This is a genomic window from Sphingobacterium sp. xlx-96 (genome assembly GCF_011007365.1).
Classification (GTDB): domain Bacteria; phylum Bacteroidota; class Bacteroidia; order Sphingobacteriales; family Sphingobacteriaceae; genus Sphingobacterium; species Sphingobacterium luzhongxinii.
The window spans coordinates 306,461-318,811 of the sequence record NZ_WFKM01000003.1; the positions used below are offsets into that span (position 1 = coordinate 306,461).

Annotated in this window: 10 protein-coding genes; 3 read left to right on the top strand and 7 right to left on the bottom strand. The window is 39.3% G+C overall.

Going from position 1 to position 12,351, the window contains the following annotated elements; genetic code table 11:
• Positions 1-51 precede the first annotated feature (51 nt).
• The 3 genes from G7B20_RS07025 to G7B20_RS07035 form a co-directional block, all read right to left on the bottom strand.
• Positions 52-483, bottom strand: a complete 432-nt coding sequence (locus G7B20_RS07025) for a DUF983 domain-containing protein (protein WP_164109660.1) — start codon at positions 481-483, stop codon at positions 52-54.
• Positions 473-1,339: a helix-turn-helix domain-containing protein gene (locus G7B20_RS07030; RefSeq protein ID WP_164109662.1), complete on the bottom strand. Its 867-nt coding sequence runs from the start codon at positions 1,337-1,339 to the stop codon at positions 473-475. Before G7B20_RS07030 ends, G7B20_RS07025 begins: the two co-directional genes overlap by 11 nt.
• A gap of 90 nt (positions 1,340-1,429) precedes the next feature.
• Positions 1,430-3,178, bottom strand: coding sequence for a tetratricopeptide repeat protein (locus G7B20_RS07035; protein ID WP_164109664.1), 1,749 nt, complete (start codon positions 3,176-3,178; stop codon positions 1,430-1,432).
• 179 nt (positions 3,179-3,357) lie between these two features.
• On the opposite strand from G7B20_RS07035, the gene G7B20_RS07040 reads away from it, so the two are divergent.
• Positions 3,358-3,918, top strand: a complete 561-nt coding sequence (locus tag G7B20_RS07040) for a hypothetical protein (RefSeq protein ID WP_164109667.1) — start codon at positions 3,358-3,360, stop codon at positions 3,916-3,918.
• Between the two features lie 32 nt (positions 3,919-3,950).
• The gene (gene mfd, locus G7B20_RS07045) at positions 3,951-7,286 is read left to right on the top strand and encodes a transcription-repair coupling factor (protein WP_164109669.1); all 3,336 of its coding nucleotides are present in this window, start codon (positions 3,951-3,953) and stop codon (positions 7,284-7,286) included.
• Positions 7,287-7,326: 40 nt separating this feature from the next.
• Here mfd and G7B20_RS07050 read toward each other — a convergent pair whose 3' ends face one another.
• The 4 genes from G7B20_RS07050 to G7B20_RS07065 all read right to left on the bottom strand — a co-directional run bounded on the left by G7B20_RS07050 (position 7,327) and on the right by G7B20_RS07065 (position 10,444).
• Positions 7,327-8,457 carry a TlpA disulfide reductase family protein gene (locus G7B20_RS07050; protein ID WP_240452827.1) on the bottom strand — a complete coding sequence of 377 codons (1,131 nt, stop codon included), beginning with the start codon at positions 8,455-8,457 and terminating at the stop codon, positions 7,327-7,329.
• 43 nt (positions 8,458-8,500) lie between these two features.
• Positions 8,501-9,313, bottom strand: a complete 813-nt coding sequence (locus tag G7B20_RS07055) for a TPM domain-containing protein (protein WP_164109672.1) — start codon at positions 9,311-9,313, stop codon at positions 8,501-8,503.
• A gap of 25 nt (positions 9,314-9,338) precedes the next feature.
• Positions 9,339-9,773 (bottom strand): TPM domain-containing protein, encoded by a 435-nt coding sequence (locus tag G7B20_RS07060; protein ID WP_164109674.1) that lies wholly within the window; start codon positions 9,771-9,773, stop codon positions 9,339-9,341.
• Positions 9,774-9,865: 92 nt separating this feature from the next.
• The gene (locus tag G7B20_RS07065; protein ID WP_164109676.1) at positions 9,866-10,444 is read right to left on the bottom strand and encodes a LemA family protein; all 579 of its coding nucleotides are present in this window, start codon (positions 10,442-10,444) and stop codon (positions 9,866-9,868) included.
• 347 nt (positions 10,445-10,791) lie between these two features.
• Here G7B20_RS07065 and G7B20_RS07070 point away from each other — a divergent pair, with 347 nt between their 5' ends.
• Positions 10,792-12,339 (top strand): NAD(P)/FAD-dependent oxidoreductase, encoded by a 1,548-nt coding sequence (locus tag G7B20_RS07070; protein WP_164109678.1) that lies wholly within the window; start codon positions 10,792-10,794, stop codon positions 12,337-12,339.
• Positions 12,340-12,351 lie beyond the last annotated feature (12 nt).

Here is a 12,351-nt window from a genome sequence, read left to right on the forward strand (position 1 = left end):
GTCGAAAAGACTGCAAAGTCTACACTTTGAGACGACCTCCTATCTACGTAGTTATTCTGACTTTTCGCGCAGAAAAAATTCTTCCCTAAACTTAAATTGAGGGGTCAGCCAGTACATCAATACAACTCTAGAATAACGATAATTGAATGGTGCCATAACAATAGCCGTCAGAATCGCAACAACAAGGTAAAGCCACGGCGATTCTAACTCCCTCGTAAAAATATAAGTCGCGACACAAGCTGTAACTAGTTCTGCCACCACAAAAACATAACTTACATACATAGCTACGTAAAAATAACCAGGCTCCTTCTCAAATTTTAATCCACAATGTGGACAGTGACTACGCATTTTGCGTGATTTAAAACTGAATAAAGGAGCATTAAACATATCTCCTTTTCGACACCGAGGACATTTTCCCGCAACGGCACTTTTTAATTCACTTGGAAGGTTATATTCTCTCATAATCTCTTTATTATTTTTCATAATTATAATTTTTCTTTCTAAATTCTTCAGGTGTAACCCCCTCTATCTTTTTAAAAAACTTAGTAAAATAAGAGTTGTCATTAAAATTTAAGTCATACGCTATCTCAGCGATGGAAAAATCTCTTATAACCAAAAGCCTCTTGGCCTCAAGAATAATCCGATTCCTTATGACCTCTCCTGCCGACACCCCCAACAACTCCTTACATAGCGCATTTAAATGATTGGGAGTAATATACAACAACGCAGCGTAATCCTTTGGCAACCTTAACTCTTTATAGTTTAACTCGATCAATTGTAAAAAGTTACGCAGCAGCGTGTGATTATACTTATTCGCTTCAAAAGTTGTACTACGCTCTTTACCCTGTTCCAATAAATGAAACAGATAAAGTAGTGAAGTAGAAACAAGACCTTTATCCACTTGATACCCCAACATCTTTTCTAGCACACTATTGACTAGCTCTCGTTTACTTTCTTCAATGACAAAAACCTCATCCTTAACAAGACCGGAAAAAAAAGAAAAAAGTGACAGGTAATCGGGATTGATTAACATCGTTTTAAAAAAATCCTTATCAAAATTCACTACATACCCTTGCATATCACCTTCAAATCCCCACGTATGGATCTGCCCAGGCGACATAAAGTAAATTTGCCACGCCTCAATATCAAACACTTCAAAATCGATGGTATGCTGCCCGCTTCCTTCGGTAAACAACAAAAAGTGATAAAAATTGTGCCGATGCGGAAAAATAAGATTTTCGTTCCGCACAAGGTAATCTGACAAACGTTCAACCGTAACATCGACATTGACGCCACTTGACACCGTACATTGCTCGATTATAGGAACCCGTTTTACCATACACAAAAATACACCAATAATACCACTATAAATGGTATATTTAATCTATTCAATGGTATTTTTTATGGATAAGTGCGTTTAAAAGAATAACTAGCTATACAAAGCCTGCTCAAACTCTTTGAACCGATCTCCAATCTTTTTCTTTAACCGCTGTCTACTCTTTTTGACGGACTCTGCCGATACCCCTAATAAATTAGATATTTCCGTAATAGAAAGCCCCAACTTTGATAAGATTAGGTATCTCATATTTGACTCCGTAAGTTCCGGAAAATCATGTCTCAAATTTAAATAAAAGTTGGGATAATTTGCATCAAATGACCTTCTAAAGCTTGCCCAGCTTTCCTCTGTCAAGAGATGGGAATCCAAAAGCTCTTGCAACAATCTTTTTTCCCTCTCCAAATAATGCGACTCCGAGTCTGCGATACCTCTGATTGCCTGCTGTAAATCGTCAATCTGTCGATTTTTTTCAGTTAAGTATTCTTTATAAGAAGCCAATGTTTCGTTAGCTACCAATAGATTTTTATCTGAGGTTATTTTTTTCAATTGCAATTCGACAACCTTTTTCTCATATGCCAAAACACGGGCCTTTGACTGCCGTCTCAAATGAGATAGAAAAACAAATAAACCTAATCCTACAAACAAAACAACAGCAGCAAACATAAAAAACTTAAATCGCTCCGATTGGTAGTTAGATTCCAGCTCAATAAGTGCCTTTTGATTCTTCTCCTTATCAACTTGCCATTTATTCCGTAAAAGATTGAGCTCTCCGTCTAATCCCGCCACGACCTCTTCCAACATTTCTAGCTTTCTACGAATCAACAATTCTTCCTGCTCATCACCCTTTACACAAGCTATTTCCAACTTTAACCGTTCAATTTCTAAAATGTCTTTCTTCAAATAAATCTTAGCACTTGCATATTCCTCAGCCTTGTCCAGCATAACACCCGCGCTAGATATACTATCCATCTTCATCAGAATCTTGGCTTTTAGAATACGTGCGTACATCGTGTTTTGATCGCTTTTATTTGCTATTGAATAAAAAAGATCTCGATTTATCAATGCCAACGCCTCAGGGTACATACCTCGCCCCATATGGACAAGCGCTATATTTCCCAAAACCTTCCCGTACCTAACATAGTCTTTCGCACTAGTCGCTAAAGATTCTGCCTGTAAAAAATAATTAAGCGCCGCTGTTGTATCATGACTGTACAAATGATATAGCCCTAAATTATCTAACAACATTGCACGTTGCCGCTGTGTGATTAAAGTCGCATATTGATCACCCTTCTTCAGATAAGAGATAGCGTCTTCATGATTTCCTAGTGTACCAAAAAAGAATCCTAATTTCCGAAAAGTGTCTTCCGGTAATATTACGTGATCTTCGCCCAATTTATCAATCAAAAAAGCGGCCTCCATAAATAACGGCAGTGCCTCGTCTGGCTGTCTAAAAGTATAAAAATAATACCCATAATTGACCAAGCTCCATATCTTCATTACAGGCAGATCTTCGCTTTCAGCAAGCTTTATCGCCCTTAGGTAGTACGATTCACTACGTGGATTTAACAGGTCAAATTGCTTCGCACTGATATTTCCTAAAATACTGTAATATGCAACATATGCGGAAGAATCCTTCCCAAAACGTTCCGTCAGAGCTTTCAAAAAGTCTTCCGACTCTACGGCATCCATCGCCAGATCCTCGGTCTTAGCCAGCAGCGACCGGACAATTGACTCGCTATAATCAACAAATTCTTTTCTCTTATGTTTACCATCACAAGAAAAAAGTGTTACAGCGATTATAAAAAAAAGAAATAGATAAAAAAAGTATGACTTACGTTGCATCGATCTTCGTTTTCAGCATTTTGTTATAGGGTATCTCGATGTATTAATTACTCAAACATAGATAAAAAGCTACAAATTCGCGAATAGCATACTAAAAAAATTGAAGTTAAATCTTCCTTCATAGACCTACGGCAAACTTTCAACAACTTAAATTCAATTACATTACTTAATTTTACAGGATGTCTCTACATAAAGATCCAGAACTAAAATCAGCCGTACTAAATCTTTCACAAAAAGAAAAAGACAAGCTCCTCGTACGGCTCATCGGGAAAGACAAAATGTTATTGAAACAATTGCATTATCAACTGTTAGAAAATGAGTATGATCTCGAAAACAGGATTGAACTCTTGAAGACAAAACTTGAAAACCTCTTCCTTGATACCGCCAATAAACTGTCTAACGTAGGAATATTTTCGAATTACAAAACACTCAACAATATCCTAAGACAAGCAAGCGGCCTAATCAATGAGCACGAGAAAGTAACTAAGGATAGGTTTAGCGCGACAGAATCAAGATTATACATTTTGACTGAGCCTTACCATCGATATCCTAAACTGTACGAAAAAAGTCATCTACAGGTTGCTGAAAAGCTACATAAATATATCGAAGCACGGATCAAAGTTACCCTCAACAATATTTCGGGACTACATGAGGACCTTCAATTCGACCTTCAGGAAGCGATCAATACCGTATCCCAAATAAAGTTATCACTCGAGAGAAGAGGAAACGAAACCTTTTAAAAATTACTATTTTTACCAAAATTGTCATTCAAGTGGGTATTCAAGAAATTTTATCACAATACGCAGAGACGGAGCAGGTGGCTTCACTCGTTACATCTGTCCAACAAAAAAATCCAAAAGTACATCTTAAAGGATTGATCGGATCTTCAGATGCAATGGTTGCTGCTGCTGCATACGCCTTAGAAGAAAGGCCTTATATCTTCATACTACCGACACACGAAGAAGCTTCTTACTTCTTAAGTGACTTAGAAAGTTTATTCGATAAGCAGATCCTATTTTTCCCTGCTTCCTATAGAAAACCGTTTGAATTCACCCAATTGGACAGCGCACATGTCTTACAGCGTGCCGAAACACTGAGCTCTTTAAATCGTGACACTGGACTGCCTAAAATTGTAGTCACCTATCCTGAAGCCATAGCAGAAAAAGTAATAAATCGATCTGACCTAGAAAAAAACACGCTCCCAATTACTCAAAATACAAAGTTAGGGATTGATTTTATCAATGAGTTCCTGTACGAATATGATTTTGAGCGAGTCGATTTTGTGTATGAACCTGGACAATTTGCAATTAGAGGCGGTATTGTCGACATTTTCTCTTTTTCAAACGACCTACCCTATCGTATCGAGTTCTTTGGAGACGAAATAGAGAGCATTAGGACCTTTGACATTGAAACCCAATTGTCTGTAAGCAAAATACACACCGTAACTATCGTCCCTAATGTACAAGCAAAATTCTTAGCAAACAACCATATTTCATTATTAGAATACATTGATAAAGGTGCCGTAATATGGATCAAAGATGTGCAGTTCACACTCGATATCCTATCAAATGGCTATACGAAAGCTTCTCAATTTTGGAAAGCACTTTCTGAGGTCGACATCAAAAACAACCCTGAATGGGTAGATCCAAGATTTACCTTCACCGACGACAAGAATTTTGGGGCGTTATTATTTGAGTTTCCGAATGTTGAGTTCGGAAAGCAGTTTTTCTTTAAAGCAGATCATATCATTCAATTTGACACACATCCGCAGCCCTCATTTAATAAAGACTTCAATCTACTTATCCACAACTTTAAAGAAAACGAAAGTAAAAAGATAAGCAACCTAATTTTTTCGGATTCCACGAAACAAATAGAACGTATCTATGCGATTTTAGAGGATCTAGACAAAACAGTTTCTTTTACCCCCATCTACCAAGCCCTACGAGAAGGGTTTCGCGATGACACCATTCAATTGGCCTGTTATACCGATCATCAGATATTTGATCGTTATTATAAATACAAAAGAAAAAAAGGCTATGAACGCTCCCAGGCTATTACGCTAAAGGAGTTAAGAGATCTAAAACCAGGAGACTATATCACACATATCGATCATGGTGTCGGCAAATATGCCGGTCTCGAAAAAATCGATGTTAGCGGAAAAACTCAGGAAATGATTCGTTTGATCTATGCAGACAACGACCTGTTATATGTCAATATAAATTCGCTAAATCGCATTTCTAAATATTCTGGCAAAGAAGGTACCGTACCTAAGATGAACAAGCTGGGTACCGACACCTGGGACAAACTAAAGAAAACAACCAAGAAAAAGGTTAAAGATATCGCTCGCGATCTCATCAAACTATATGCTATACGTAAAGCACAAACAGGGAATGCCTTTAGCCCGGACACCTACCTACAAAAAGAACTGGAGGCATCCTTTATTTACGAAGATACCCCTGATCAGGAAAAATCCACGGCAGATGTAAAACGAGATATGGAATCCCCACACCCGATGGATCGTTTGGTATGTGGAGATGTTGGATTTGGGAAGACAGAAGTCGCTATTAGGGCTGCATTTAAGGCTGTTGCTGATAGCAAGCAGGTCGCTGTCCTAGTACCTACGACTATACTTGCCTTACAACATTTCCGAACATTCTCTGAACGACTCAAAGGCTTACCGGCAAACATCGATTACATTAATCGATTTAAGACAACGAAACAAGTTAAAGAAACATTAAAGAAGCTCGAAGAGGGAAAAATCGATATTATTATCGGAACACACCGTTTAGTCAGTAAAGATGTAAAATTCAAAGATTTAGGATTGATGATCATCGACGAAGAACAGAAATTTGGCGTATCCGTGAAAGAAAAGTTAAAGGTGATGCGTGCAAATGTCGACTCATTGACATTAACAGCTACTCCCATACCTCGTACACTACACTTCTCCCTTATGGGTGCGAGAGATCTAAGCATTATATCCACCCCTCCGCCAAATCGCCAACCTGTACAAACAGAACTTCATGTTTTCAACGAAGCATTAATACAGGAATCTGTCTCATTTGAAATCGATCGAGGCGGTCAAGTCTTCTTTATACACAACAGGGTTGCTGACCTAAAGCAGCTCGGCGCCATGATTCAAAAGCTTGTCCCCGGAGCACGCGTTGGAGTAGCTCACGGGCAACTGGAAGGAGACGACCTAGAAGATGTCATGTTGAAATTCATTAACCATGATTTTGACGTATTAGTCGCTACCACAATTATCGAGGCCGGCTTAGACATACCCAATGCCAACACCATTATTATCAACCATGCTCATATGTTCGGATTGAGCGATCTTCATCAGATGCGCGGTCGTGTAGGTAGGTCCAACAAAAAAGCATTTTGTTATTTACTCAGCCCACCCCTCTCTACCCTAACGCCGGAAGCGTACAAGCGGCTATCGGCTATCGAGGAATTTTCCGAATTAGGCTCGGGATTTAATGTCGCGATGCGTGACCTCGATATACGTGGATCAGGAAACCTTTTAGGGGCAGAACAATCCGGCTTTATTGCTGAAATAGGTTTTGAAATGTACAACAAGATCTTAGATGAAGCTGTACAAGAATTGAAGGATGATGAGTTTAGCGACCTATTTGCAGACGAGCAAAACCGAAAATATGTAACCTTCACACAGATCGACACCGACCTTGAAGTCCTGATTCCAGATGAATATGTCACCAACATTAGCGAACGCTATAATCTATACAACGAAATCGCTCGACTAGAGAATGAACAACAGCTGACAGCCTTCGAAAAAGAACTTAAAGACCGCTTTGGCCCTATTCCTGATCAGGTGTTCGAGCTATTTAATACGCTTCGACTTCAATGGTTGGGCAAAGAAATAGGATTTGAAAAAATATCATTCAAAAAGCAGACACTCAAAGGCTATTTCGTTAATAACCCTAAGTCTACCTACTTTGAGTCCGCTCAATTTGGTAAAGTCTTAGATTTTGTGCAGTACCATCCCAACATCTGCAACCTCAAAGAAGTTAAAAGCCAATTGAGATTGGCGCTGAGTAACGTTAACAACATTGATTATGCACTGAGCCTTTTAAAGAAAATGGTATAAAAAAAGTGGGCTTTTTGACATGTCAAAAAGCCCACTTTTTTTAATCTAACAACTCGGCAAGCTTAGCCCCTAAAGCCTCACCACGCAAATTCGATGCAACTATTTTCCCTTCCTTATCCAAAAGATAATTTTGCGGGATACCTTTAATAGCATACAATTCGACAACAATAGATTTCCACCCTTGTAAATCTGAAACGTGTTGCCACTGTCCTAATTTATCCTCTTCAATCGCTTTAACCCAAGCGTCCTTTTTGCCTGGATTATCTAACGATACACCAAAGACCGTAAAGCCTTTGTCTTTAAATTTATTGTATGCAGCTACAACATAAGGATTCTCATGTCTACATGGTCCACACCAAGATGCCCAAAAGTCCACCAAAACATACTGCCCTTTAAGTGATGAAAGAGAAATATCTTTTCCGGATGTATCTGGCAATGTAAAATCAGGAGCTGGCATTCCCACAGCAAGCTTACGCATGGATTGGATTTTGTCACTTAGTGATTTCCCCTTAGCTGTTGACTTCAATGAAGCTGAAAGTGCTTTAAACTTTTCTTCCAATTCAAGAACATTTTCAGGGCTTACCTTTTCATCCAACAATGTTAACGTGACATAACTATTAGGGTTTGCATCAATGTATTGCTTATCAACTACCTCTTGCTTCTCATAGATTGCTTGCGCTTTATTCTGCAAAGAAGCAATAAAACTTTCATCGTTTTTCTGTTCGTCGCTTGCTGCATAAAACTCCTTATTCAAGGCATCCATAGCCGCAGACAATTCCTTTCCGGCCAATTGATATTTTACAAATTCGTCGTTAATTGAATTGCCCGAAACTTTTGCTTCTTTCAATGTTTTTCCGACAACAGATATAACTCCCTTAGAAAGATATACAGAACCAAAATCTGGACCTTGAAGCTGACGAAGAGTCTTACCCTCTGGTGACAGAACCAAATAAGCTTGTAGAGGCTCGTCTACTACACCAATAAATTTAAACTCGCCATTAGTAATAGAGGCCGAATCAAGCTTTTCATGGCCTTTTTCTCTATACTGCATATATACTTTAGCCGGGCTGTTAAGCGTGCCGACCTTACCTTTTATCGTGTATTCTTCCTGAGCAAAAATTAGTGTTGGCAATAGTGCCACACTACACATCAACATTTTCTTCATTATCATTATATTCTATATTTTAACTAACGTATCTTACCCTATTTTAGTACTACCATCTCCCACTGGCTCCGCCGCCACCAAATCCACCGCCACCGAAACCGCCAAAACCGCCACCGCCACCAAATCCACCACCTCTATCTGAATCATCCCGTGAGCCTCCCCCCAAGCCGCTCAACAGCATCCACCAAAACAGATCTGATGATCCTTTACCATCAATTATTCTACGTCCTTTATTACGACCGCCGCCACCTTTAGAAATCAATGCGATTACAACAAAGACAATTATGATGAGCACAACCCCACCCAAGCGACCTCCTTCTGATTTTGAAGAATCTTTCGCTTCTGCCTTATATTCGCCTTTGGTATAAGAAATAATAGAACTTGTTGCTGCATTCAACCCCCGATAATAGTCTCCGGAACGAAAAGCAGGTTTAATATCGTTCTCAATAATCCGATAAGCAATAGCATCAGGCAATGCGCCTTCGATACCATAACCTGTTTGAATCGTTACAGCCCGATCTCCTATAGCTGCCAACAACATAATACCATTGTTATACTTCTTACTTCCGACCCCCCATTTCTGTGCCAACCTAACGGCATAATCAGCTACATCATAGCCTTCCGTAGAATTAATCAACACAACGGCTATCTGTGTTGAAGTACTATCATCAAACGCGACGAGTTTACGCTCCAACTCTTGAATTTCGGAAGACCTCAATGTGTTTGTATAGTCCGTAACTAGCGTCTTGGATACCGGAGGAAAATTCTGTGCTACAGCGTCAAATCCTCCAATAAAGAAGAAAACGGATAATGTGATCGTTTTTAATATCAACGAATAAATGCATTTTCTCTGATTTCTCATTGAAATAGTTTATGTGGGTGTTTAGTTAATGTTTACCAAAATATACTTCGTTCGGTAACTCATTAATATCGTCTTCTTGTTTCGGAAAAAAATGATGCAACTGTTCGCCTGCTTCATCTACGCCCTCAATAATACCGCGCAAAAAATTACCTGCCCTAAAATGAGGTAACATACGCTCTTTAGTAAGTTCCCAAAAATTATCAGAAACCCGACTATGAATCCCGGTATCACCTATAATAGCAAACTGATGATCCACAACAGCTAAGTAGATTAATACCCCATTACGAAGAACAGTCTTATGCATATCCAACTCTTCAAAGTATTGTGTCGCTTTCTCTATTGCTGTCATATCCCCCACAATATTCTCCACTACGACACGTATCTCTCCAGAAGTTCGATTCTCAGCCTTGCTCACAGCATGAGCTATCTGCTCCTGCTCTTCCATATTTAATATTGACATAACACCACGATTTAATAACAAAAAAAGAAAGATGAATACTGGCCTGCAATACCCATCTTACTGTTAATCTTTTAAAGAGATTCGACTAAACACTAAAAAGAAACGGTTGGTGCTTTATCAGACCCCTCGGCAGCTTGGAATGTCCCTTTAGCTTTAAAGCCAAATATTCCAGCCATAATATTGTTCGGGAAGCTTCTTACTGTCGTATTATAATCTTGTACAGCTTCATTATAAGCTCTGCGTTCTACCGAAATACGGTTTTCAGTTCCTTCCAACTGTGCTTGTAATTCCTGAAAATTTGAATTCGCCTTCAAATCAGGATAAGCCTCCACACTAACCAACAACCTACCAATGGATTGCGATAACGCATCTTGGGTCTTTTGATATTCTGCAATTGCTTCTTCCGAAAGGTTTTCCGGATTTACCGTCACCGAGGTTGCTTTTGCTCTTGCTTCTACTACAGCTGTCAATGTACCCTGCTCATGCTGAGCCGCTCCTTTAACTGTAGATACGAGATTCGGGATCAGGTCTGCACGCCGTTGATAGGCATTTTCTACCTGGGCCCATTTTCCTTTGACATTTTCATCTTTAGAGACCATAGTGTTATAACCGCATGAGCTAAAGGAAAGCGCAGTGAATAAGCCAATAATTGCAATCAATAATCTTTTCATGTGTACGATTTTCATATATAAGTAATGTGTGTTTTATGTATCATAAGGAATCTTCCGATTATTTGTTGCCTAGTTTTTGTTTTAAATGGCAGACATACTGCTTAGCGGTTATTCGTGTTTGCGCTTTGCAACCATGAGCATTTCATCAGAAATCAACTTGCTCATTCATAATGAATGAGCCTTTTAAACTATTAACAACTCTAACCTAGTTTTTTTTAAAAATACAAATTACTTTTTAAATTCAAACAACACAGTCAAAGCTAATGCCAACTTTTAAATATAGGTATATGTCTTGCAAATTGTTACTTTTGCACCTATTGTGGGATAAAAACCCAACTTAAAACCTTATGCAGAAAGAGATTGAATTAGCAATAAGCCCCGATTTTATACAGGATGAAAAATATATCATTAAACAGGGCGCTCTCAAATTAAAAGTTGATCCTAACCGGATTAAAGGTATATACATTCGTAAACGTTCTATAGATGCACGAGCTCGTACCGTAGTCTACCGTATACGTGTAGTATTCTTCATTGATGAACAACCAACACCCTTGTCTTTTAAATCAGATCTTCAGCAAGTAACAGACGCTAAACCAGTAGTTATTATCGGTGCAGGGCCTGCTGGATTATTTGCGGCTTATCGTTGCTTAGAGCTTGGATTGAAGCCTATCGTATTGGAACGTGGCAAACCCGTCCGTGAACGCCGAAGAGACCTTGCCAAAATCAATCGAGAAGGATTCGTTAATCCAGAATCTAACTACTGTTTTGGCGAAGGTGGAGCAGGAACCTACTCCGACGGAAAATTGTACACCCGTTCCGATAAAAGGGGTAATGTAAACAAAGTACTCTCCATCTTTGTCGAGCACGGCGCGGATAAAGATATACTTATTGATGCCCGTCCTCATATCGGTACAAACAAGCTCCCACATATCATCGAAGATATGCGTCAACGTATTCAAGAAATGGGCGGAGAAATACACTTCGACAGTAAAGTAGACGACATATGTACCCAATTTGATGAAGTCACAGCTGTTTCAACTGCCGATGGTAAACGATTTGACACTAAACATGTAATCTTGGCAACAGGACATTCGGCTAGAGATATCTACGAATTATTCCGGAAAAAGCAATGGCACTTAGAAGCAAAACCATTTGCTTTGGGTGTAAGGATAGAACATCCACAAAGTATAATTGACCAAGCACAATACCATTGTAGCACACGTCACGAGAACCTTCCGCCGGCTTACTATAGTCTGGTAGAACAAGTAAATGGCAGGGGAGTCTTTTCATTTTGTATGTGCCCCGGAGGTATTATCGCTCCTTGTGCAACGGACCTCAACGAGATCGTGGTAAACGGTTGGTCACCGTCGAAACGAAACAATCCTACAGCAAATTCTGGAACAGTGATTCAAATTAACCTTAATGATGTCACCAACACAGTAACCGACCCATTTGCACTTTTAGATTTTCAAAAACAAGTCGAACAGAAAGCATTCGAATTAGGAGGTGGCAATCTAGTGGCACCAGCGCAACGGATGGTCGATTTTGTCGAAAATAGAATTTCCACCGATCTACCCCTAAATTCGTACAAACCAGGGACAAAATCGGTCAACCTCAACGAAGTTCTACCAGATTTTGTCCACCAAGCACTTCGAGGTGCTCTTCCTATCTTCGGAAAGAAGATGAAAGGGTATTATACTAACGATGCAATTTTGGTAGGAGTCGAATCTAGAACCTCTGCTCCCATCCGTATACCCCGCGACCCTATTAGCTTACAACATACAGAGATAAAAGGTCTTTACCCTTGTGCTGAAGGTGCAGGCTACGCGGGCGGCATAGTCTCAGCTGCTATAGACGGAATCAACTGTGTAGACGCTATACACAAATTACAATAAGTATTTTACTAT

Excerpts from the sequence above, each read along its gene's own strand:
- G7B20_RS07035 (WP_164109664.1), bottom strand. The coding sequence starts at position 3,178 with ATGCAACGTAAGTCATACTTTTTTTATCTATTTCTTTTTTTTATAATC.
- G7B20_RS07055 (WP_164109672.1), bottom strand. The coding sequence starts at position 9,313 with ATGAGAAATCAGAGAAAATGCATTTATTCGTTGATATTAAAAACGATC.
- G7B20_RS07065 (WP_164109676.1), bottom strand. The coding sequence starts at position 10,444 with ATGAAAAGATTATTGATTGCAATTATTGGCTTATTCACTGCGCTTTCC.
- G7B20_RS07050 (WP_240452827.1), bottom strand. The coding sequence starts at position 8,457 with ATGATAATGAAGAAAATGTTGATGTGTAGTGTGGCACTATTGCCAACA.
- G7B20_RS07030 (WP_164109662.1), bottom strand. The coding sequence starts at position 1,339 with ATGGTAAAACGGGTTCCTATAATCGAGCAATGTACGGTGTCAAGTGGC.
- G7B20_RS07060 (WP_164109674.1), bottom strand. The coding sequence starts at position 9,773 with ATGTCAATATTAAATATGGAAGAGCAGGAGCAGATAGCTCATGCTGTG.
- G7B20_RS07025 (WP_164109660.1), bottom strand. The coding sequence starts at position 483 with ATGAAAAATAATAAAGAGATTATGAGAGAATATAACCTTCCAAGTGAA.
- G7B20_RS07070 (WP_164109678.1), top strand. The coding sequence starts at position 10,792 with ATGCAGAAAGAGATTGAATTAGCAATAAGCCCCGATTTTATACAGGAT.
- G7B20_RS07040 (WP_164109667.1), top strand. The coding sequence starts at position 3,358 with ATGTCTCTACATAAAGATCCAGAACTAAAATCAGCCGTACTAAATCTT.